Here is a 22,935-nt window from a genome sequence, read left to right on the forward strand (position 1 = left end):
GGCGGCGCTCTGTCATTCACGGATGCGCCGGGGCCGCTTCAGCCAAGAGGAATACGAATGTCCATGCTTGCAGTAGCGCATCCATGAAGCGTCGGGATTTCCTGGCCGTCGCGGGGAGCGCTGCGGCGCTGCCGCCGATCGCCCACGCTGATTCCGCAAGCGCTGCGGCCGAGCCGGTATCCGGCCTGCCCATGCCCCCGCCGCGCAATGCCGGGCCGCATCGCGCGGAGCCCGACGAGCCCGGCCGGCTGCTGCTCGATCGTGCCTGGCAGTTTCACCAGGGCGACATCCCCTTCCCCATCGTCAAGGGCCATGGCTGGAGCTACGCCAATGCCAAGGCGGGGCAGGCACAGGGCCCGGCGGCCACCAACTTCGACGATTCGGACTGGCCCACCGTCGATCTGCCGCACGACTGGGCAGTCGAGATGCCGTTCGAGAGGGAGGCCAATCCCTCGCAGGGATATCGCCCGCGCGGCTATGCCTGGTATCGGCGCACGCTGCGGCTGGAGCCCGAGGATCGCGGCAAGTATCTCGAGCTGCAGTTGGGCGCCATCGCGACCAATGCGACGATCTGGTTCAACGGATCGGTCATCGCGCACAATTGGAGCGGCTATAATTCCCTCTATCTCGACCTGACCCCCACCGCGCGATTCGGCGACCAGCTGAACACGATCGTCGTGCGCGTCGATGCCGACAAGATGGAAGGCTGGTGGTACGAGGGCGCCGGCATCTATCGCCATGTGTGGCTCGCCAAACGTCCGCCGGTCTATATCGAGACCGACGGCATCCATGCGGACCCCCGCCAGGGGCCGGACGGCCGATGGACCGTGCCGATCACCGCGACATTGGGCAGCATCCTCGAAACCGACGCAACGGCGACGCTCTCCGCCACGCTGACCGACGGGGACGGCCGCACCGTCGCGCAGGCCAGCGTCGCGGCGAAGGTTTCCCCGCTGGAGACCACGCCGATCCGCCTCGACCTGACGGTGCCGGACCCGAAGCTCTGGTCGGTCGATGCGCCGAACCTCTACACGTTGCGCGTGCGCCTCGCCCGCGAAGGGCAGCCGGACGATCAGCGCCTGCTGCGGATCGGCTTTCGCACCTTCCGTTTCGATGCGGAAAAGGGTTTCTTCCTCAACGGCGAGCCGCTCAAGATCAAGGGGACGTGCAATCACCAGGATCATGCCGGCGTCGGCGTGGCGATGCCCGACGCGCTGTGGGAATGGCGCATACGCCGCCTGAAGGAGATGGGATCGAACGCGATCCGCTGCTCGCACAACGCCCCTCCCATCGAGCTGCTGGACGCCTGCGACCGGCTGGGAATGCTCGTCATGGACGAGAACCGCAATTTCAACACCAGCCCCGATTATATCGAGCAGCTTCGCTGGCTGGTGCGGCGTGACCGCAACCGGCCCAGCATCATCCTGTGGTCGGTGTTCAACGAAGAACCGATGCAGGGAACCGAGGCGGGCTACGAAATGGTCCGCCGCATGGCGAAGGAAGTGAAGGCGCTGGACGACAGCCGGCCCGTCACCGCGGCGATGAACGGCGGCCTGTTCACGCCCAAGAACGTCAGCCAGGCAGTGGACGTCGTGGGCTTCAACTATCAGCCCAACCAATATGACCCGTTCCACGCCGCCCATCCCGACCTGCCGATCATCAGCTCGGAGGATACGAGCGCGTTCATGACGCGCGGGGCTTATGAGAGCGATCCTGCCGCGCATGTCTTCGCCTCCTATGACGATGTGCGGTCGAGCTGGGGCAATACGCATCGCGTGGCGTGGAAGGCGATCGGCACGCGCCCCTTCGTCGCGGGCGCCTTCGTATGGACCGGTTTCGACTATCGCGGCGAACCAAGTCCCTATGAATGGCCGTCGGCGGGAAGCTTCTTCGGCATCATGGACATGTGCGGCTTCCCCAAGACCGCCTTCTGGCTCCACCGCGCGCAATGGGTGGACGATCGGCCGCTGATCGACATCGTGCCGCACTGGAACTGGCAGGGACGCGAGGGCCAGCCGGTGACGGTGATGGTGCTGACCAATGTCGAGCGCGTGCAGCTCATCCTCAACGGCAAGCCGGTGGGTGAGCAGGCGGTCGACCGGTACGAGATGCCGCGCTGGCAATTGCCCTATGCCCCGGGCCGGCTCGAGGCGATCGGGTATCGCGGCGGACGGGAAGTCGCACGCGCGGCGGTCGAGACCACCGGACCGGCTGTGGCGTTGCGCCTCACGCCCGATCGCATGCTGATGGCCGGCGACGGCGAGGACGCCCAGCCGTTCACGGTCGACGCGATCGACGCCAAAGGCCGTCATGTCCCTACCGCGAACCTGCCGGTCACCTTCACCGCGGCGGGCGGCGAGATCATCGGGCTCGGCAATGGCGACCCCAATAGCCACGAGCCCGAGAAGGGCGACAAGCGCACCCTGTTCAACGGGCTGGCGCAGCTGATCGTACGCGCGGATGCCGCCGCAGGGCCGCTGGTGGTGACCGCCGCCTCGCCGGGATTGCGCGCCGCGCGGACCAGCCTGCGCCGGCTCGCCGCGACACCGCGGGCTCAGGTGCCGCCAACCGCCTCGGTGCAAATGATCGAGGGCTGGCGCCAGTCCCCGGCGTCACGCGAGCGGCCCGATCCGGCGACGAAGCCGGCCGATACCGACATGAACAGCTGGCTTTGGCTCGGCCCCGGCGAGATCCAGGCGTCGCAGGGTGAAGGGCGCTGGATCGTACTGCGGGCCAGTTTCACTCCGCGCCGCCGGACCCAGGAACGCGGCGGCACGCTGGTGCTCGGCAACGTGGTCGGCCGCGCGGAGATATGGATCGACGGCAGGCAGGTAGCCGTGAAACAAGGCCATGCCGCCGCGCCGGTGGAGGCCCCGCTGCCGGCCGGCAACGCCGAACGCGTGGTGACGATCCTGGTGGAAAGCGAGCCTGGCGTGACCGGCGGACTGTCGGGGCCGGCATTCGTGAAGAACAGCCGGCATTCGTGAAGAACAATTGAGACGCCGAAAAGGACGATCGCATGAAATCTCCCTTCTCCCTTCGTCGGCCCAAGGCGCGGCGGATCGCCCTGGCCGCGGCGCTCGCCTTCGCGATGCTCCCGCAGGCGGCGTCTGCGCAGCGCGCGACGGAGATCCCGCGCATCGAGAGCCGGAATGGCGAGCACGCGCTGATCGTCGACGGCGCGCCCTTCCTGATGCTGGGCGCGCAGGTCAACAATTCGAGCAACTACCCCGCCATGCTGCCCGAAGTCTGGCCGGTCATCCGCAAGATGCACGCGAATACTGTCGAGGTGCCGATCGCCTGGGAACAGGTCGAGCCGGAAGAGGGCAAGTTCGATTTCTCCTTCCTCGACGTGCTGCTCAAGGAGGCGCGTGAGAATGACGTGCGGTTGGTGCTGCTCTGGTTCGCGACCTGGAAGAACACCTCGCCCGCCTACGCGCCGGCCTGGGTGAAGCTCGACAATGCCCGCTTCCCGCGGCTGACCAATGCGAAGGGCGAAACCCATTATGCCCTGTCGCCGCTCCACCGCTCGACGCTGGAAGCGGACAAGCGCGCCTTCGTCAGGCTCATGGAGCATCTGAAGCGCAACGATCCGCAGAACACCGTCATCATGGTGCAGCCGGAGAACGAGGTCGGCACCTATGGCAGCGTGCGCGACTTCTCGCCGCTCGCCCAAAAGCTGTTCGACGGCCCGGTGCCCGACGCGCTGCTCAAGCGCTTCGACAAGAAGCCGGGGAACTGGAAGGCGGTGTTCGGCACGGATGCCGACGAATATTTCCATGCCTGGCACATCGCGCGCTACGTCGAGGAGATCGCAGCGGCCGGGAAAGCCGTGAAGCCGCTTCCGATGTACGTCAACGCTGCGCTCGCCTCCGCATTCGGCCGCCAGCCCGCCGCCACCTATTCGAGCGGCGGGCCGGTGCATCATGTGATCGATGTCTACAAGGCGGCGGCGCCTTCGCTCGATTTCGTCTCGCCCGACATCTATGCGCGCGACCATGCCGCCTATCTCGAATATCTCCGATTCTATGACCGGCCCGACAATGCACTGATGGTTCCCGAGACCGGAAACGCCGCCGACTTCGCCCGCTTCTTCTTTCCGGTGATCGGCCGGGGCGGCATCGGCTTCGCGCCGTTCGGCATGGACGACACCGGCTATGCGAACTTTCCGCTCGGCGCCAAAGAGCTCGACGAGAAGACGCTCGACATCTTCGCCCGCAACTATCGACTGTTCGGGCCGATGCAGCGCGAATGGGCGCGATGGGCGTTTGCCGGCAAGACCTGGGGCGTTGCCGAGCCCACCGATCCGAAGGCCGAGCACCGGCAGGTGATGGAACTCGGCAAGTACCGGGCAACGGCGACCTTCGGCCAGTGGCAATTCGGCACCGACAAACCCACCGGCAACCCCGAGCCGGGGGCGGCCTCGCCATCGCCGAGATCGGGCCGGACGAATATCTCGTGACGGGTTTCCGCACCCGCGTGAGCTTCGCGCCGGCATCGCCGAAGCCGCAGGAGTCCATGCTCTACGTGCGCGTCGAGGAAGGGCGTTTCGAGAACGGCAAATGGATCTTCAAGCGTGTCTGGAACGGCGATCAGACCGACTATGGCCTCAACTTCACCGATCGCGAGCAAGTGCTTCGTGTCAAGCTCGGCAGTTACCGCGGCAACCCCGTCATTCCGGTGGGCAATCCAAACTGAGCGCGCTGTTGCAGATGCAGCAGCGCGCAACTGCTAATGTTGGGTTCCCACCAGTCGGCTTCCATGCTCATTGTATATCTTGAACAATTACAATAACTTGCTCTTGTGGCACATCCCTTGCTGACTCCTCCCCGACCGTGGCGCGATCGCGTCCAGCTATCGGGGAAATTATCTTGTTCAGCCTGTCCAATCGCACTGCCCTGTCCCTCTTCTCCCGATCGAGTGCGCTGGCCCTGACGCTGGCCTGTGCCGCGCCCGCCTTTGCCGGGCCTCGGGAGGAGGATGAAGCCGCGAAAGCGAAAGCCACCGAAGTCGCCGATCCCGATCCCGAGGACGATCCCGCCCGCGCTGGAACCAACGACATCGTCGTCACTGCCCAGCGGCGCGAGCAGCGGCTTCAGGAAGTGCCGACGGCAGTGACAGCGCTGAGTTCGGAGCTGTTCGCCGAGGGCGGCGTCGGCCGCTCGGCGAACGAAGTGCTCAACCTCGTGCCCAACGCATCCGCAGGCACCCAGCAGCATGGCCGCCCGCGCTGGTGGATCCGCGGCGTCGGCGCCGGCCAGCAGCAGCTCGATCTCGCCAACCCGGTCGGCTTCTATCTGGACGACGTCTATATCAGCAACGCCAGCGCCACCGGCCTGCCGCTGTTCGACATCGAGCGCGTCGAAGTGCTCCGCGGGCCGCAGGGCACCTTGTGGGGCAAGAATACCACCGGCGGCGCGATCAACGTCATCTCGAAACGCCCCTCGCTCACCGACGGCGCGGACCAGAATTACGTGAAGCTCGAATATGGCAGCTTCGACAACAAGATCGCCGAAACAGGTGTCGGCGCGGCGATCGTTCCCGGCGTACTGGCGGCCCGCATCTCGGCGCGGATCGACGATCGCGAAGGGCGTCTCGACAACCTGTTCACCGGCGAGAAGTCCAACGCCGTTCGCGACAGCGTCGTGCGCGGGCAATTCCTGCTCGCGCCCGCACCGGGGTTCGAGGCGCTGCTCAGCCTCCATTATCGCGACTATCAGACCGACGGTACCTATTGGACGACCGCCAGCTATGCCGCCAGCGGCGTGTTCCGGAACGGCTATGTGCCCTCGACCGACAAGGACGAAATCAGCACCAATGCAGGCGAATTCAGCCGCACCACGCAGTTCGGCGGCTCGCTGCATCTCGACTGGGATGTCGGTGCCCTCTCGCTGACGTCGATCACCGGGTACGAGCGGTTCAAGACGCGCGGCGCGGGCGACGGCGATTACACCCCGCTCGAGATCTCACGCAGCTATACCCGCGCGCGCAGCCAGCAATGGACGCAGGAGCTGCGGCTGGCCTCGCCGCAGGCCGATCGGCTGAACTGGATCCTCGGCCTCTATTATTTCAATGAAAAGATCACGTCGAACGCCTGGTCGGCCACCCTGCCCGCCGGCTCGGTGCCGGCCCAGCCGGGCAGCACCGCGCCCGCGGCCTACGCTCTCACCCGCTATGATCACCGGGCGGAAAGCGGCGCCGCATTCGGCAGCGCGACCTTCGACTTCACCGATGCAGTGAAGCTGACGGTGGGAGCGCGCTGGACCCGCGAGACCAAGACGCTGGACTTCGACCGCAGCGCTTCGCCGGGCGCGGCCGCGACTTCGTGGAGCAACTATGCGCATTGGTGGGACAGCTACACCGGCGGTTTCGGCGGCGCCGGCACCTTCTCGGGCGATCTCAAGAAGACCTGGGACGCCTTCACCTATGACGTGACCCCCTCATGGACGGTCGCGCCGGACAATCTGCTCTACTTCAAATATTCGCACGGCGTGAAATCGGGCGGGTTCAACACCGCGGCGACCCTGCCGGTCGCCTTGGCGACGGTCGAGCCCGAGGAGCTCGATGCGTTCGAGCTGGGCTACAAGTCGCAATGGTTCGACCGGCGGCTCACCTTCAACGCAACCATATTCCACTATGACTATCACAATGTGCAGATCAACGTCGTCGGCCCCAATCCCGGCGCAGTCGGCGGCGCGACGGTCTCCTATCTGCAGAACGCCGAGAAAGCGCACGTCAACGGCGCCGAAATCGAGCTCGAGGCACGGCCGATCGACGGACTGACGCTCACCGGCGCAGTGGGCATCCTCGACACCAAATATGACGAATTGCAGGTGGTGAACGGCGGCGCGGACCTGTCGGGAGCCCGCTTCGTCCGCGCGCCCAAGCTCACGCTCAACGGCAGCGCGACCTATACCATTCCGCTGGGCGGGAGCGGCAGCGTCGATCTGACCGCGGACGCGCGCTACACCTCACGCCAATTCTACTACATCACACCGCAGGACACGGTGAACCGCCATTTCCTGACCCAGGGCGGCTATACCATCGCCAATGCGCGGATCGGCTACACTCCGGCGAACGAGCGCTACACGGTCTCGGCATTCGTCAACAATCTGCTCGACACCGAATATCTCAACCACGCGCTTCCGGCTGCGAACCCGGCACAGGCGATCACCGGCGACACCGTCGCCTGGGCCGATCCGCGCACCTATGGGGTGTCGTTCATCGTGCGGTTCTGAAACGGGGCGGAGGACCAGTCGTGAACCCGAAACGCTAATGACCGCTAACGCCCCACTAGCGGACATTTAGAGCGACGGCCATAGAGTGGAGATGAGCAGCTACGAATGGAACGACGCACCGCCCACGACCCTGCAGCGAATTGTCGCTGGGGTGTACGTGGCGATACTGCTGGCCGCGTTCGCCAACAACTACTTTGAGTGGCGACTAGTCGGAGACTATGGAAAGCAATTTTCCGCAATCTGGACAATTGTTGGAGTGATCATGTTCGTGCGCTTTATGCCGGGTGTGCGCCGCGCGGAGTGACCGCTTTCCACCCATTTGCAGACGTGCTTGCAATGTAGGATTTCGTCTGACAGCCTCACTCAGCTCTTTGACATCGTAACGCCCCTCTCATCCTGCTCGTGCGAAAGCAGGAGTATAATGCTGCCTGGTCCACACCCTCCTGGATCGCCTGCGCAGGAACAGGCCAGAACCATGCAGGCAGTGTGACCCTAGTGTGACCTTTCGCGGCCACCCACTACCGGTCATTCGCGATTTATCAGTCCAGGGCCTAAGGCGGATCGAGGTTCAACTTGCTCCTTCCCCGCAATAGGAGGGGAGCAGGTTTAGTTGCGGCGTAACAGCTCCCACTTTTCAGCTACAAAGGGGCACCAGGGGAATACCGCCGGCGCCCTTCTTTGCTTCCCATCTCACTCCGCGGCTTGCAGCAGTACGCCTTCCTTGCGCCCGAGCAGCGGCAGGACCTCCTCGCCCACTCGATATGCCTCTTCGAGATGCGGCGTACCGGCGAGGATGAAGGCGTCGGTCCCGCGCGCGATCAGTTCGTCGAGCCGCGCCGCGCATTGTTCGTAGCTGCCGACGATGCCCAGCGCCGGCCCGCCGCGCAGCAGGCTGAAGCCGCCCCACAGATTGGGCGCGACGATCAGTTCGTCATAGCGCGTCGCCTCGCTGGGCCGGAGCGCCTGTTGCCGGGCGGCGCCGACCGAATCGGTCGGGCCGCCCCGCGCCTGCTGGCGGCGTTCGGGGCTAAGGCTCTCGAAGCCGGCGCGGACTTCGGCCCAGGCTTCCTCTTCGGTCGGGCGCGCCACCAGATCGACGCGCACCGCGCATTTCTGCTCGCCACCGAGCGCCGCGGTGCGCTCCTTCACCCGCGCGAACTTGTCGGTGAGCTGGTCGAACGGCTCGAGCCATGAGAGATAGTAATCGGCATGCTTCGCCGCGGATTGCAACGCTGCATCGGACGAGCCCGAGAACCAGATCTCGGGTATCTCCTCCCGCGCCAGCAACGGCGAAAGACCGCCGTCATGCACCTGATAGAAGCGGCCGTCATAGGAGAAGCCCTCGCCGCCCCACACGCCCTTGAACACATCGAGGAACTCGGTGGTGCGGCCATAGCGGTCGTCATGGCTGAAGCTGTCGCCCCACCAGAGCTGCGAAGGACCGCCGCCGCCGGTGATGATGTTGAACACGGTGCGCCCGCCGGTGGCGCGCTGCAGACTAGCCGACATGCGCGCGGCATGGACCGGGTTGAGGAACCCGGGCTGGAACGCGATCATGAAGCGGAACGCTTTCGTCTCGCGGGCGAGCAAAGGCGAGATCACCCAGGGATCGTCGGTATTCGGGAAGGACGGGATCAGCCCTCCGATGAAGCCGACGCTTTCGGCCGCTTTGGCGATCTCGGCGAGATGATCGATATAGCGATAGCCGTCGTCCTCGCCATTGCGGTCGAGCCCGGGAGCGACGTTGCGGGTCCCGATCGGCGACCAGTCGCCGCGATCATAGGCCGTGTCGCGCAGGCTGCCGTGGCAACCATGGCTGGGCAGACGCCAGTAGAAATCGATGGTCATGCGAACACCTCAAGCGGCGGCCGCCACGCGCTCTGTCAGCGCGCGGAAGCGGGAAGCACATGCTGGCCGATGCGATAGGCCTCCTCCAGCGAGGACGGCGCGGCCAGGACGAAATGGCGCAAGCCGAGGGCAGCGAGATCCGCCAGCCGCTCTGCGACTTCGGCATAGCTGCCCACGATCGCCGTGTCGGGAAGCCCGGCCCGTTCGGCATCGCGTCGCGCGTCCTCGGGCTGGTCGCGCGCCAGCACCGGCTGGATCACGCCGAACTCGACCGAGCGGCCGGCGCGCACCGCGAGCGTGTCGAGCGTCTCGATCAGGCCGCGAAGATCGGCGCTCGCCGCGAACAGATGCACGTCGGCGGCCCGCGCCGAGAGGCTGAGTGCCTCCTCGCTCTCGCCCTGCAGGAACACCTTCGGAAAGGCGACACGGTTGAGCGGCGCCTGGAAGCCGCCGCCCTGCACTTCGAAATGCGCGCCGGCGAAGTCGAACGGCCGCTCGGCATGGACGCCGCGCGCGACCGCCAGGAACTCCTCGGTCCGCGCGTATAATTGCTCCTCGGGAACATGGTCGCCGTCGCGAGCGCGCGCGGCATCGTCGGCCGGGCTGGCTATCGCCCAGCCGAGGCGCTCGTGCGTCTGCCGCTGGAAGCTCACCGCCTGCTTGGCGGCATAGACTGCCGAACCCGCCGATGCCGGAAACTCGGGGATCAAGGTGAGCCGGGGCACTTCGCGTGCGATCGCCGCGGCGACGATCGCACTGTCGTCGGATTGCTGGCGATGCGGCAGGAAGAGGCCGTCGAACGCGGTCTGCGCCGCCGCCTGGGCCACCTGCGCATAATAATCGTAGCGACTGAGCGCCGGGGTGCGGACATCGCGGAACAGCCCGGACTGGCGGGCGCCGGGCTCGGATCGTGTCGCGTCCTCCGCGACATCGAGCTGCCAGTAAGTTTGGATCGTCATGCCGCGTCCCTCTCGCTCTCGAACGCGGGTTGACCGAGCCGGCCCGCGAACACCGTCTCGGCGATCGGCCGGCGGGTGCTGGGGCTCTCGCCGGCGTGGAAATCGGCGTGGAGCGTGTCGAGCGCGCCTTGCCGCCCCAAAGCCACGATCGTCTCGATCGCAAAGTCGTCGGGCACCGCCAAAAGCGCACGCGCCGCATCCCGGTCGAAGCCGCCGATGCCGTGGGTGTGCCAGCCGAGCAGCAATGCCTGATGCGCGAAATTGGTCCACGCCGCGCCGGCATCGAAACTGTGCGAGACATTGTCGACGATCGCGCCGCGCCGCTCGAGCTTCAATTCCGACAGCACCACGATCAGCGCGGAAGCCCGTGACGCCCACAGCGCATTGCGCGGCGCAAGCAGCGACACGAAGGCGTCCCAATGCGCATCGCCATGCCGCGCGATCAGGAACCGCCAAGGCTGCACGTTGGAGGCCGAAGGCGCCCAGCGCGCCGCCTCGAACGCGCTCGCCAGCACGGCATCGGGCACCGGCTCGCCGGTAAAGCTGCGCGGCGACCAGCGATCGACGAACAGCGGCGCGACAGGATGATCAGGCGTGCGGGCCATCAACGCGCCTCCCGGCCGGGAAGGTGGACGAGGTTCGATGGCGCACTGGGCGCCGCGGTGAGTTCGGCGAGGATCTCGTCCTTGAGACGGTGGAGCAACGGCGCGGCGCGGTCGCGCGGATGCGGCAAGTCGACTTCGACGATGCGCCGGATGCGGCCGGGATCGGGCGCCATCACCACGACGCGGTCGCCAAGGTACAGCGCCTCCTCGACATCATGCGTGACCATCAGCATCGTCGAGCGCTGCGCCATCCAGATGCGCTGCAACTCGGCCTGCACCCGCACCCGGGTGAGTGCGTCGAGCGCGCCGAGCGGCTCGTCGAGCAGCAGCAATTTGGGCTCGGTCACCAGCGCGCGCGCGATCGCCGCGCGCTGCGCCATCCCGCCCGAAAGCTGGTGCGGATAGGCTTTCTCGAAGCCGGTCAAATTCACTAGCGCAATATGCTCGGCGACGATCTGCGCGCGGCGCGCCTTGGGCACGTCGGTGTTGAGCAAGGCGAGCTCGATATTCTGCTCCAGCGTCATCCACGGGAACAGCCGGTGATCCTGGAAGACGATGCCGCGATCGAGGCTGGTGGTCGAAACCCGCTCACCGTCGAGGCGGATCTCGCCGCGATAATCGTCATCCAGCCCGACGATCAGCCGCAGCAAGGTCGATTTGCCGCAACCCGAGGCGCCGACGATGCTGACGAACTCGCCCGGGCGGATGTCGAGGTTGATGCCCTCCAGCACCGCGCGCGGCGCACCGCCGATGGTGAAGCTCTTGTGCAGGTCGCGGATCGCGAGCGCGCCGCTGGCTGCCGGGGCGCTGGCCGGTGCAGGTCTCGCGAGCACTTCGTGGATCATGGGACTCTCCTTCTCAGCGCAGGGGCGCCTGCCAGCGCAGCAGATGCTGGCGGAGACGCAGGAACAGGCGATTGATGGTGAAGCCGAGCGCGGCGGTGACGAGGATCGCGACGAGGATGATGTCGATCCGCTGCTGCATCTGGGCGAGCTGCATCGTCACGCCGAGCCCGCCGCCGACCCCCAGCAGGATCTCGCTGGCGATCGACGCGATCCACGCGAAGGCGAGGCCCTGCGTCAGCCCGGTGAGGATCAGCGGCATCGCCGCGGGCAGCAGGATCAGCCGGAAGCGCTGCCACGGCGTGAACCCATAGATCTGCCCGACCTCGATGAACCGCCGCTCGACATTCGCGACGCCTTCGAAGCTGTTGAGCAACGTCGGGAAGAAGGCCGAGAGGCTGACGACGATCAGCTCGGTCCCCTGCCCCGTCCCCACCCACAGGCCGAGCAATGGCAGCCAGCCCATCAGCGGGACCTGTCGGATCGCCTGGAGCAAGGGGTTGAGCACGCGATCGAGCGGCCGCCAGATCGCCATCGCCACGCCCAGGGCGATCCCCAAGGTCCCGCCGATCGCGAGCCCGGACAAGCTGCGCGACAGAGTCGAGGCCATGTCGGAGAACAGGCTCCCCTGCACCGCCAACTCGACGAATGCCGCACCGACCGACTGGAGCGGCGCGAAGGCCAGCGCATGCGCTCCGCCCGATTGCGCCTGCACTTGCCACCAGAGAAGGAACAGCCCCGGCGCGATCAGTCCGATCGCCGCGCGCGCCCAGCCGCGTGCGAGCAGCGCCTTCATGCCGCCCTCCAGCGCGATGCGCGGCGCTCGATCGCCTTGGCGCCGCGATCGAGCAGGAAGCCGATCACGCCGCTGACGACGACACCCGCCAGCACGACGTCAATACGGAACATCTGGCGCCCCATCTCCATCATCTGGCCGATGCCGCTGTCCGCGGCGAGCAACTCGGCGGCGATCAGCACCACCCAGGCGCGGGTCAGCGCCACGCGCAGTCCGGTGACCACCGCCGGCAAAGTGGCGGGAACGAGGATCCGCCAGATCAGATCGGGGAGCCGGGTGCGGTAGACCCGCGCGACTTCGAACCACGCCTTCGGCACGCCGCGGATTCCGTCGAACGCGGCGAGCGCGACGGGAAAGAACGCGGCGAGGATGACGATCGCGACCTTGAACTGCTCGTCGATGCCGAGAAAGATCACCAGCATCGGCACGAAGGCAATCACCGGGACCTGCCACACCGCGAAGAAGAAGGGCGCGAACGCCGCCTCGGCGAGGCGCGACAGGGCGATCGCCGCGCCGAAAGCGAGCCCCGCCAGCGCGCCGATTGCGAAGCCCAGAGCAAGCCGCGTCATGCTCTCGCCGACATGGCGCTGGAGCTCTCCCGTTTCGGCGAGTTGCCAGAGCGTGCGCCCGACTTCGCTCGGCGGGACCAGCACCTGCGCCGGGAAGACGCCGCTCAGGCAGAGAAGCTGCCACAAGGCCAGCAGCACAACCGGCGCGAGGAATGAGGCGAGCGGTGACTGCCGCCGCGGCGCCGGCGCGGCGAGCGCGGGAAGCGCAGCACTGGCCATCAGGACGCCTTGGGCGCAGCAGCCTGCGCCTGGGCCGGCGCGGGCGCCGTGGGGCTCCAGAAACCCTCCAGCTTCGCGTCGCGCAGGGCAGGCGCCACGAAGCGCCGGTCGATCAGTTTGTCGACATCGACCTTGTTGCGCACCAGTCCGCGCTCGAACGCATAGTCGGCAACGGAGCGGTAATGGTCGACCAGCTCGGTGGTGAACGCCGGCGAGAAGCGCTCGCGCCACTGAATACCGTCATTGGCGTAATCGCGCGCGATGATCTCGACGGGCATTGACCCGCGCGCCGCATCCTTGATCACCCGATCGCGGTTCGAATCCTGCGCCGACCAGGCCGCGGCGCGGACATAGGCGTCGACCACCAATTGCGTGAGCTCCGGGTTCGCGTCGACGAAATCGCCGCGCCCGAACAATTCGGCGCGCATCCGCCAGTCGGCCGGCGCCTGCTTGGTCGACCAGATCACTCGCCCCGCGCCTTTCTGTTCGAGCAGCAGCCCGTCGGAGAGCAGGAAGGCGGCGTCGACATTGCCCGAGGCGAGCGCCGCCGGGGTGGCCGCGGGGTTGATGTTGACGATCTTGAAGTCGCTTTGCTTGAGCCCGCTGGCGTCGATCAGCTTGGAGAAGGGCAATTCCCACGGCCGGCCGCGATGGAGCGCGATGCGCTTGCCCTTCAGATCGGCGATGCTCCTGGCGGCGAGGCCGTTGCGCACGACCAGATAGGAATGCAGCCCCTGCCCCGTCGGCGCGACCAGCCTGAGCGGGACGCCGCCCGAAACCGCGATGATCGCCGGGAAATCGCCATAAGCGGCGAAGTCGATCCGCTTGCCGGAGAAGCCCTCGTTGATCAGCGGCCCGCCCACTGCGGTCGGCACCGGAGTCAGCGCCAGCGCGACGCCGCGTTTCGCCAGCTCGGCCTTGAGCCAGCCGTCGCGGATCACCACGCCGGTGAGGCCGTTATACACCTGCCGACCCTCGAACGGGTATGCGATCCCGGCGATCGTGACGGTCTTCGCCTTGGCGCTGCCGTCGCCGCGGAACTGAAAGGCCGCAAGTGCCACGACGGCGATCAGCACCACCGCGCCGATTGCCCACGCCTTGATCGATCTGGGTTTCTGGATCGCCACGCTGCGCTTCTCCTTTTGCCGGCAAGCGATGCACTTCACGTGCCAAGCGCCGCGCAGGAGGAAGACGGACACCGGACACGGATCAATTGCGCAATTCGGAGCAGTTCGGACCGGATGGCTGCGCGAAATGCAGCGATTTGCGCGTCATCCCGGCCCACGCGGCTTGCCGGCCCGACTGGCATGCGGTTTGCTGAGCGGGCCATCGAGAACCGCCGGACACAGGAGACGGAACAGAATGTCGGCAGGCAGTGCCGCCCCTCCCGGCGCGAACCGGAATGCATCTGGATCACCCGCTGCCCGGTGCCCGCGGCGTCCGGAGTGGCGTGGTCGCTCGGCTGGATGACCGAGGCGTTCGGCCGCGACGGCATCGGCGTAAAGCGCGTGCGCGAGGCGGGGCTGAACCTCGTCTCGTCCGACCCGGAACGGCAGGCGCGGTACCTCTTCCGTGAGGGCGGCAACATCCAGGCGCTCGCCGCGCGTGCCGATGGCGCCCCCACCCGCGTGATCGGCCTCACCTGGATCGACGAGCGGCAGGCGATCATGGTCCGCCCCAACACGCGGATCATGGGACCCGCCGATCTCAAGGGACTGCGCTTCGCCCTGCCCGGCTTCGCGCGCACCCGCGGGAAAGCATCGCGCGCGGCATGGCGCTGCACGGGATCAAGGGCGCACTCACGCTGGGCGGGCTCGATCTCGAAGACGTGCGGATGATCGATCTTCCCGCGCCGCCGGTCGAGCAGCCTACCGCGGCGGGCATGCGGCGGCTGTGGCTGGGCCTCGAATGGCTGGCCGAAGGCCGCGTCGATGCAGTCTATGTGAAGGGCGCCGCCGCGGCCGAGACCGCCGCGCGTCTGGGCCTCACCGTGGGGCTCGATCTCGACGCCTATCCCAGCCGCCTCGCGCGCGTGAACAATGGCACGCCGCGCCCGATCACCGTCCACGAGCACATGATCGAGCAACATTTCGATCTGGTCGTGCGCTTCCTCGAACAGGCGCTGCGCGCTGCCGACTGGGCGTCGACCAACCTGCCCCGACTGCAGCACATATTGGCGCAGGAAACGCTCGCCGGAATCGCGGCGGTGGGCGCCGCTTATCGCAACGATTTCCATCGTTCGCTGCATCCCGATCTGTCCGCCGATCGCACCGAGATGCTGCGCAATCAGGCCAACTTCCTGTGGCATCACGGTTTTCTCGACGAGGCCGTCGATGTGGATCGCTGGATCGACGCGCGTCCGCTGGAGGCTGCATTGCGGCGCCGGGCCGCGGCCGATGCCGGTTCGCTGGAACCCGTGTAAAGCTCAGCTAGGGCCCGCCACGTATTTCCTACTTATCCAGTAGGATATTTGCTGATACCTTGTGCGGCAACGGATCTGGAGGGATCTATGGTCGCAGTCCCGCACAAGGAAATGGTCGAAATCGGCCCGTCGGAGCGCAAGCAACCGGGCAGCCGCCCGGTTCTGGCGTTCGATTCGGACAAGCACCATTCGGTGGGTCCGCGGGCCCGCGCTTTCGTCTTCTCCGACCCGCAGTCGCGCGCACTCATCCCGCTCATCGAGAAGACCGCGCCGAGCGAAGCCAACATCCTCGTCATCGGCGAGACCGGCACCGGCAAGGAACTGGTCGCGCGCTACGTCCATTCACTCAGCGACCGTGCGAACGGGCCGTTCATCGCAGTCAATTGCGGCGCCTTTTCCGAATCGCTGATCGAAGGCGAGCTCTTCGGCTATGAGAAGGGCGCCTATACCGGCGCGCATCTCGCCCGCCCCGGCTGGTTCGAAGCGGCCAATGGCGGCACCCTGTTCCTCGACGAGATCGGCGAGATGCCGCTGTCGCTGCAGGTGAAGCTGTTGCGCGTGCTGCAGGAGCGCGAAGTGGTGCGGCTCGGCTCACGTACCCCGACACCGCTCGACGTGCGCGTGATCGCCGCGACCAATGTCGACCTCCACCGCTCGGTGGCGAACGGCAGCTTCCGCCCCGATCTGTATTACCGCCTGCAGGTGGTGACGCTGCCTTTGCTGCCGCTGCGCGAGCGCCGCGCCGACATCCTGCCGCTCGCCCGCCACTTCCTTCAGGTCTATGGCGACAAGATCCAGCCACGTCGGCTCGATCTCGGCCCCGCGGCCGAAGAGACGCTCTACCGCCATGACTGGCCGGGCAATATCCGCGAGCTGGAGAATGCGATCTACCGCGCCACACTGGTCTGCCAGGACGGCGTGATCCAGGTCCAGGATCTCGGGCTGTCGGGCATGGTCTATGGCGAGCCCGCCGCCTCCCTCGCGGCGATCGATCCGGCATTGGCCGATCTCGAGGATATCGTCCGCCCGCTGGTCGATGCCTTGCTCAAGGGCGAGCATGACGCATTGCTCGACCGGCTGGTCAGCACCGTCGTCACCGAGACCTTCCAGCGCTGCGCATCGAACCAGATCAAGACCGCCGCCGCGCTCGGCGTCACGCGCAACGTCGTGCGCACGCACCTCAAGAATTTCGGCCTGATCTGAAGCGCCGCAGGTGAAAACGCAGCACGGCGGCTGATCAATATCACGCAATCCGCCGCCGCTCCGGCCAGCGGCGGACGCGCTCCCCTCCTGACGCCGCTCTGGCACGCTCTTTGCTCCCTTGTTCCGCAACATCCGCTGCACCGGAGCAAGGCAATGGCGATACCCGATCCGACCCCGCTCGACGAACTCTGGTTCACGCGCTGCCCGGTGCCGACCGCGACCGGAATCGCGTGGAAGCTCGGCTGGCTGACCGAGGAATTCGCCGCCGACGGCATCGCGCTTCGCACGCTGCAGGAATCGGGCTCCGAGCTTGGCCGACATCATTACGACCATCGCCTGCCCGCCCTGATCCGCGAGGGCGGCAACATGCTGTCGATCGCCGCCCGGGCGCAGGGCGAGCCGACCAGATTGGTCGGGCTCACCTGGATCGAGGAAAGCCAGCTGGTCCTCACCCGGCCGGACACCGGCATCGCCAGCGCCGCCGATCTGAAGGGGCGGCGGCTTGCCCTCCCCGGCTGGTCGCATAACGACCTTCCCAGCCATGTCCGCGGCACCAGCATCGCGCGCGGCATGTCGCTCGCCGGCTACAAGGGCGCGCTCGCCTCTGCCGGCCTCACCCTCGACGATGTCGACCTGATCGAGGTTCCCGATCGGCTGCGCAACGTGGGCGGCAGCGGACGCGACCTTGCCCCGCGCCGAACCGGCCTCAACCGGCTGTGGCCGATCGAGGCCCTCGTTTCGGGCCATGTCGACGCGATCTACGTCAAGGGCGCCTCGGCAATCGACGGCGCTCGTGAAGCCGGGCTGACGGTCGCAGTCGATCTTGATGCATTGCCCGATCGCCGCTTCCGCGTGAACAACGGCACGCCGCGGCCGATCACCGTCCACCAGCATCTGCTCGACGAGCATTTCGACGTGCTGGTCCGCTTCCTCGCCGTGACGCTGCGCGCCGCCGACTGGGTCAAGGCCGAGCCGGACAAGCTGCGCGATATCCTCGAATTCGAGACCGAAGGCAGCCCGCAGGCCGTCGACCAGGCCTATCGCCACCTCCACGAGGGCCTGCACCCGACGCTCGATGCCGAGCGGCTGGCTCTGTTCGAGCAGCAGAAGAAGTTCCTGTTCACCCACGGCTTTCTCGATGCCGATTTCGCGCTCGCCGACTGGATCGACCCGCGCCCGCTCGAAGCCGCCCGCGTGCTCGCCGCGCAACACGCCCTGATTTCCGAAGCCGCCTGAGAGGAGACGCCATCATGTCCGAACAATCCGGTCTTTCGCCCGAAACCATCGCCTTCATCGCCGAGCAGGAGCAGGACGCCCGCCGCGCCTTCCGCCTGCTGCGCGAGACGCGCACCATCTCGGCGAGCGGGACGCTCTTCATCGCCGTGCGTATTCCCGGCGAAGACAAGATCATCACCTTCAACTATCTCGGACTCTGGGCCGACGATCCCGACGCGCCGCAAACCGCGGTGATCGATTTCCACGGCAACAGCTATTGGCACAACAAGCCCGGCGGCGCCGCGCGCTACGCTAAATTGTTCCGCACGCACGAGGGCGTGCAGGCTATCAGCCACGTCCATACCCCGCACCTTGGCGCCTATTCGCAGGCGCACGCGAAACTGCCCTTGCTCTACGTCCCCAACCGCCGCTTCCGCTTCTCCAGCGAGCTGCCGGTCTACATCAACCGCCGTCAGGCCGAGGTCGATTTCATCCTCGATTCAATCGAGGCGGACCGCGAAGTGCCCGGCATCGTCGAGGCCAATGGCGGGGCCACGGTGTGGAGCTGGAAGGGCCTGCGCGACCTGGTGAACAACATCGTCCTGCTCGAGGAAGGCGCGCAGTTCCAGATCCTCGCCGCAGCTTTGGGCGGCTCGCAGCCCTTCGGCCCCGGCGTGCTCGAACAGCAATGGAAGATGGGCAAGCTCGTGCCCCCGACGCCAGCGTCTCCGACGACGGCATCATCCATTACGCCACCGCCGTCGCGGCCGAGTGATCGGGAGGGGTTATGACCAGCGAACGCCGCCAGCTTGCCCTCGGGGTATTCCTCACCCGCCACGGCCACCATCCGGGTGCCTGGCGCCAGCCCGGCGCGGCCAATAGCGGAAGGCCCGATTTCCGTTATTGGGCCGAGCTGGCCAAGACCGCCGAGCGCGGCAAGTTCGACGTCGCCTTCTTCGCCGATTTCGTCGGCCAGGCGGGTGACAGCACCAAGGGGATCGAGCGGCGCCACGCGTTCCTCGATTTCGAGCCCTTGACGCTTTCGGCCGCGCTCGCCGCGGTCACCCAGCGGATCGGAATCGTCGCGACGGTCAACACCAATTTCGACCATCCCTATTCGCTGGCGCGGCGTTTCGCCTCGCTCGATCATATCAGCGGCGGGCGGATCGGCTGGAACATCGTCTCCTCGCTCGCCGATGGCGCGGCGAGCAGCTTCGGGATCGATCAGCCGCCGAGCCATGCCGAGCGCTACCAGCGCGCCGCCGAGTTCGTCGATGTGGCGCGTGCGCTGTGGGACAGCTGGGAGGACGATGCGTTCGACCATGCCGATCGCGAGACGGGGCTCTATCTCGATCCCGACGACGTCCACCCGGTCCACCATGACGGGCGCTACTTCCATCTGAACAGCGTCCTCGACGTCGCCCGCCCGATCCAGGGCCATCCGGTGTTCGCGCAGGCGGGCAATTCGGAGGTCGGGCGCGAGTTCGCCGCCAAATATGCCGAGATGATCTACGCCGCGGCGCAATTCATCGATGACGCGCAGGGATTCTACGCCGATGTGAAGCGCCGGATGGCGCGCTATGGTCGCGATCCGGACACGCTCAAGGTGATGCCGGGCCTGTCCTTCGCGATCGGCACCAGCCGCCAAGAGGCGCAGGACAAGTTCGGAGCGCTCGAAGCCGCAGTCGATTTCTCGGGCGACCTCAATTTGATGGGTCAGGACGTCAGCGGCTATCCGCTCGACGGTCCCCTCCCCGATCTGCCCGAGCCCGAAAACGGCAAGGGCCGCTGGCGCCAGCTCACAGCGCTCGCCCGCCGCGAGAACCTCTCGATCCGCCAGCTCTTCCTGCGTTTCAACGCCGTGCGCGGGCACCGCGTGGTTATCGGCACGCCCACGGACATCGCCGACCAGATCCAGGACTGGTTCGAGCGCAACGCCGCCGACGGGTTCAACCTGATCCCGCCGCTGCTGCCGAGTTCGCTCGACGAGTTCGTCGATCTCGTCGTCCCCGAGCTCCAGCGCCGCGGACTGTTCCGCACCGAATATACCGGAACCACGCTGCGCGATCATCTCGCTTTGCCGCGCCCCGCGATCGGCGCCACGGCCCCGGCCGACCTCCTCTCCGCCGCCTGAAAGGAAATCCCCATGGCAAATTCGCTCGACACGCTCTGGTACACGCGCTGCCCCGTTCCGACCGGGCTCGGCATCGCCATCCAGCAGGGCTGGCTGGAAGACGCGTTCAAGGTGCAGGGCACCAGGGTCGAATCGATCCTCGAATCGAACGATTTCGCCACGCGGGAATCGCACTTCAGCCACAAGGTGCGCAATTCGGTACGCCACGGAGGCAACATTCCGGCAATCAGCGCCCGCGCGCTGGGACGCGACACGCGGCTGCTCGGCCTGTCCTGGGCCGACGAGACCCAGCTGATCCTCGCCAGCCCGGAATCGGGCATCGAGAGCGTCCGCGACCTCAAGGGCCGCCGCTTCGGCCTGCCCAACTGGAAGCACGTCGAGATCGACTTCACCCGCGCCCAGGCGCTGCGCGGGCTCGAAAATGCGCTGAGCCTCGAGGGGCTCAATGTCGGCGATGTCGAACTGGTCGATCAGGATATCGAGAGCCATTACAGCGACCAGGCGGTCGAGAACGTGAACGGCACCCTCGCCGCGCGCGGCCGCCGCGGGCGCAACAACAATCAGGAAGTCGTCGCCTTGCTGCGCGGCGAAGTCGACGCGATCTTCCTCAAGGGCGCGCATGGCGCGCAGGTCGCGCATCAGTTCGGCCTCACGACGGTGATCGACACCGGCGCGCATCCCGAGCCGCTGATCCGCGCCAATAACGGCACGCCGCGCACCCTCGCGGTCGACGGCCATCTGCTCGACAATCATTTCGACGCGGCGGTAACAATCGTCGAGCAGGTGCTGCGCGCCGAGGCCTGGGCGCAGGACCATCCCGACGAAGTGCGCCGCTATCTCGCGCGCGAGACCAATGCGAGCGAATATTGGGTCTCGGTCGCCTATGGCAGCGACGCGCAGACCCGGCTCCGCACCGACCTCGCCGAGCAGTCGCTGAACGCGCTGCAGGACTTCACCGATTTCCTCCATCGCTGGAAGTTCATCCCCACCAGCTTCGACGTGCGGCAATGGGCCGACGCGCGCCCGCTCGAAGCCGCGCAAACGACTCGTATCGCGGTCTGATCCTCAAAGCAGCGCGACCGATATGCTGATGACGACTACCGCGCCGGAGACGGTCGCCTCCGGCGCGCCCCTGCTGCGTTGCCTTGCGATCTATCGCCGCATGCCGATCCGCTTCGTGCTGACCGCGACGATGCTGTTCGCGGTCAACCTCGCGCTGATCGCGCAGCAGGGGCTGGTCGGTCGCGCGGTGCACGAGGCGGGGATCGGCAAGCTGGTCGTCGCCGGCCCCGCCGGACTCGATTACAGCCGCGCGTGGTTCTGGGCCGCGCTGCTGCTCGGGCTCTCTGCGGTGCGCGCGGTTGTCCAATACGGCGCCGGGCTGATGTCGCTGTCGATCGGGCAGGAACTGCTGACTCATCTGCGCGAGCGGATCCTGATCCAGGTCCAGCGGCTCGATCTGGCCTATCACTGGCGCCACGGCGTCGGCGAGATGGTCACACGAATGACTCGCGACGCCGACAAGGTGCGCGATGCGCTGATCAATTTCTGGCGCCAGATGTTCGAGACCGGCGTGGTCGTGCTGATCTCGGTGGCGCTGCTTTGCTGGTATTCGCCGTGGCTCGGCATCGTACCGCTCGCATTGATGCTGATCGGGATCGCGATGCTCGCGGCACAGGCCGATGCGCTGGTGCTGCTCGATCGCAAGATCGGCGCGGCCTATGACGCAGTCACGCAGGATCTGTCCGAAGGCGTGCACGGCGTCCGCGTGATCAAGGCGTTCGGCCTGCAGGACGCCCGGATCGCCCGTTTCGACGCGCACATCGCCACTTTCCGCCGCGAGACGCGCAAGGCGATCGCGCATGCCGCGCGCAGCGTGCCGCTTCCGCAGGCGGTGATCGCGCTCGGCCATGCCTGGGTGCTCGGCTATGGCGCGTGGCTGGTCGGCCATGGCCGGCTCGATCTCGGCGCGCTGGTCGCCGCTTTGCTCGTCGTCAACACTTTGGTGCTGCGGATCGAGGGCATCGCGACGTTGCTCCAGATCGTCGCCGATGCGCGCGCCTCGGCGGCACGGATCTGGGAAGTGCTCGATGCCGAGCCCGCGATCGTCTCGGGCAAGCAGCCCCTGCCCTCCGGTCCGCTCGGCTGCCGCCTCGACCATGTCTCGGTCGCGCCGCTGGGCGACGGCGCCGCAGTGCTCCGCGACCTTTCGCTTCGCATCGAGCCCGGCGAGATCGTCGCGCTGGTCGGCGCGACCGGCGCGGGCAAGAGCATCCTAACCGCCTTGTTCCCGCGCCTGATCGAGGCCGCCGCGGGCGCCGTGCAAATCGGCTCCGACACCGCCGGCTGGCGCGATGTGCGCGATCTCGACCTCAGCGAGCTGCGCCGCCGCGTCCATGTCCTACCGCAGGAATGCTTCCTCTTCTCGGACACGCTCGCCGCCAATTTGCGCGTCACTGCCCCGCACGCCAGCGATGTCGAACTCGAAGCCGCGCTCGAACAGGCCGCGGCCGGCGAACTGCTCGATCGCCTGCCGGATGGCCTCGAGACCAAGGTCGGCGACCGCGGCATCACGCTTTCCGGCGGCCAGCGCCAACGGCTCTGCCTCGCCCGCGCATTGCTCGCCGATGCCGATCTGCTCGTCCTCGACGACGCCACCAGCGCGCTCGACACCGCGACCGAACGCCGCGCGATCGACAATATCCGCGGCCGGCGCGACACCGCCGCCCGGCCGGTGACGATGCTGATCGTATCGAGCCGCCTGCCCACAATCCTCGCTGCGGATCGTGTCGTGATGCTCGCCGATGGCGGGATCGCCGCCCAAGGGACGCATGCCGAACTGGTCGTCGCCAGCCCCGCCTATCGCGCGCTGATGGGGCTCTGAG

Annotated in this window: 18 protein-coding genes and 1 pseudogene; 12 read left to right on the forward strand and 7 right to left on the reverse strand. The window is 66.9% G+C overall.

What is annotated here, in order from left to right; translation table 11 throughout:
- The first annotated feature begins 83 nt into the window (after positions 1–83).
- The 4 genes and pseudogenes from galA (at position 84) to PIB19_RS08450 (ending at position 7,542) form a co-directional block, all read left to right on the forward strand.
- Positions 84–2,987: a beta-galactosidase GalA gene (gene galA / locus PIB19_RS08435; protein WP_271240430.1), complete on the forward strand. Its 2,904-nt coding sequence runs from the start codon at positions 84–86 to the stop codon at positions 2,985–2,987.
- Positions 2,988–3,268: 281 nt separating this feature from the next.
- Positions 3,269–4,698: pseudogene (locus tag PIB19_RS08440) on the forward strand (DUF5597 domain-containing protein).
- A gap of 173 nt (positions 4,699–4,871) precedes the next feature.
- Positions 4,872–7,238, forward strand: coding sequence for a TonB-dependent receptor (locus PIB19_RS08445; protein WP_271240431.1), 2,367 nt, complete (start codon positions 4,872–4,874; stop codon positions 7,236–7,238).
- 91 nt (positions 7,239–7,329) lie between these two features.
- The gene (locus PIB19_RS08450; RefSeq protein WP_271240432.1) at positions 7,330–7,542 is read left to right on the forward strand and encodes a hypothetical protein; all 213 of its coding nucleotides are present in this window, start codon (positions 7,330–7,332) and stop codon (positions 7,540–7,542) included.
- A gap of 386 nt (positions 7,543–7,928) precedes the next feature.
- Here the strand turns inward: PIB19_RS08450 and PIB19_RS08455 are convergent, their stop codons facing one another.
- Genes PIB19_RS08455 through PIB19_RS08485 form a run of 7 tightly spaced genes read right to left on the reverse strand, consistent with a single transcriptional unit; the run spans position 7,929 to position 14,203 of the window.
- Positions 7,929–9,086: an LLM class flavin-dependent oxidoreductase gene (locus tag PIB19_RS08455; RefSeq protein ID WP_271240433.1), complete on the reverse strand. Its 1,158-nt coding sequence runs from the start codon at positions 9,084–9,086 to the stop codon at positions 7,929–7,931.
- Positions 9,087–9,121: 35 nt separating this feature from the next.
- The gene (locus tag PIB19_RS08460; RefSeq protein ID WP_271240434.1) at positions 9,122–10,045 is read right to left on the reverse strand and encodes an LLM class flavin-dependent oxidoreductase; all 924 of its coding nucleotides are present in this window, start codon (positions 10,043–10,045) and stop codon (positions 9,122–9,124) included.
- A complete protein-coding gene (locus tag PIB19_RS08465; RefSeq protein ID WP_271240435.1) occupies positions 10,042–10,650 on the reverse strand; it encodes a nitroreductase family protein in 609 nt (202 codons plus the stop codon). Before PIB19_RS08465 ends, PIB19_RS08460 begins: the two co-directional genes overlap by 4 nt.
- On the reverse strand, positions 10,650–11,495 hold the full coding sequence (locus PIB19_RS08470) for an ABC transporter ATP-binding protein (RefSeq protein WP_271240436.1): 846 nt from the start codon (positions 11,493–11,495) through the stop codon (positions 10,650–10,652). Before PIB19_RS08470 ends, PIB19_RS08465 begins: the two co-directional genes overlap by 1 nt.
- A 13-nt stretch (positions 11,496–11,508) precedes the next feature.
- The gene (locus PIB19_RS08475; protein ID WP_271240437.1) at positions 11,509–12,288 is read right to left on the reverse strand and encodes an ABC transporter permease; all 780 of its coding nucleotides are present in this window, start codon (positions 12,286–12,288) and stop codon (positions 11,509–11,511) included.
- Positions 12,285–13,076 (reverse strand): ABC transporter permease, encoded by a 792-nt coding sequence (locus PIB19_RS08480; protein ID WP_271240438.1) that lies wholly within the window; start codon positions 13,074–13,076, stop codon positions 12,285–12,287. The genes PIB19_RS08475 and PIB19_RS08480 overlap by 4 nt, the downstream gene beginning before the upstream one ends.
- Positions 13,076–14,203 carry an ABC transporter substrate-binding protein gene (locus tag PIB19_RS08485; protein WP_271240439.1) on the reverse strand — a complete coding sequence of 376 codons (1,128 nt, stop codon included), beginning with the start codon at positions 14,201–14,203 and terminating at the stop codon, positions 13,076–13,078. Before PIB19_RS08485 ends, PIB19_RS08480 begins: the two co-directional genes overlap by 1 nt.
- Positions 14,204–14,503: 300 nt before the next feature.
- Here PIB19_RS08485 and PIB19_RS08490 point away from each other — a divergent pair, with 300 nt between their 5' ends.
- The 8 genes from PIB19_RS08490 to PIB19_RS08525 all read left to right on the forward strand — a co-directional run bounded on the left by PIB19_RS08490 (position 14,504) and on the right by PIB19_RS08525 (position 22,934).
- On the forward strand, positions 14,504–14,914 hold the full coding sequence (locus PIB19_RS08490) for a hypothetical protein (RefSeq protein WP_271240440.1): 411 nt from the start codon (positions 14,504–14,506) through the stop codon (positions 14,912–14,914).
- The gene (locus tag PIB19_RS08495; protein ID WP_271240441.1) at positions 14,848–15,498 is read left to right on the forward strand and encodes a hypothetical protein; all 651 of its coding nucleotides are present in this window, start codon (positions 14,848–14,850) and stop codon (positions 15,496–15,498) included. The genes PIB19_RS08490 and PIB19_RS08495 overlap by 67 nt, the downstream gene beginning before the upstream one ends.
- A gap of 87 nt (positions 15,499–15,585) precedes the next feature.
- Complete coding sequence (locus PIB19_RS08500; RefSeq protein ID WP_271240442.1) at positions 15,586–16,701, forward strand: sigma-54 interaction domain-containing protein; 1,116 nt, start codon at positions 15,586–15,588, stop codon at positions 16,699–16,701.
- A 153-nt stretch (positions 16,702–16,854) separates the two neighbouring features.
- Positions 16,855–17,937 carry an ABC transporter substrate-binding protein gene (locus tag PIB19_RS08505; protein WP_271240443.1) on the forward strand — a complete coding sequence of 361 codons (1,083 nt, stop codon included), beginning with the start codon at positions 16,855–16,857 and terminating at the stop codon, positions 17,935–17,937.
- 14 nt (positions 17,938–17,951) lie between these two features.
- Entirely contained in the window at positions 17,952–18,707 is a 756-nt protein-coding gene (locus PIB19_RS08510; RefSeq protein WP_271240444.1) for a class II aldolase/adducin family protein, read from the forward strand.
- A complete protein-coding gene (locus PIB19_RS08515) occupies positions 18,704–20,050 on the forward strand; it encodes an LLM class flavin-dependent oxidoreductase (protein WP_271240445.1) in 1,347 nt (448 codons plus the stop codon). Before PIB19_RS08510 ends, PIB19_RS08515 begins: the two co-directional genes overlap by 4 nt.
- Positions 20,051–20,062: 12 nt before the next feature.
- Positions 20,063–21,112, forward strand: coding sequence for an ABC transporter substrate-binding protein (locus tag PIB19_RS08520; RefSeq protein ID WP_271240446.1), 1,050 nt, complete (start codon positions 20,063–20,065; stop codon positions 21,110–21,112).
- A gap of 28 nt (positions 21,113–21,140) precedes the next feature.
- Complete coding sequence (locus PIB19_RS08525; RefSeq protein WP_271240447.1) at positions 21,141–22,934, forward strand: ABC transporter ATP-binding protein; 1,794 nt, start codon at positions 21,141–21,143, stop codon at positions 22,932–22,934.
- The last annotated feature ends 1 nt before the right edge of the window (position 22,935 follow it).

The sequence above is a fragment of the Sphingomonas sp. 7/4-4 genome, assembly GCF_027941955.1.
In the GTDB taxonomy this organism is placed as follows: domain Bacteria; phylum Pseudomonadota; class Alphaproteobacteria; order Sphingomonadales; family Sphingomonadaceae; genus Sphingomonas.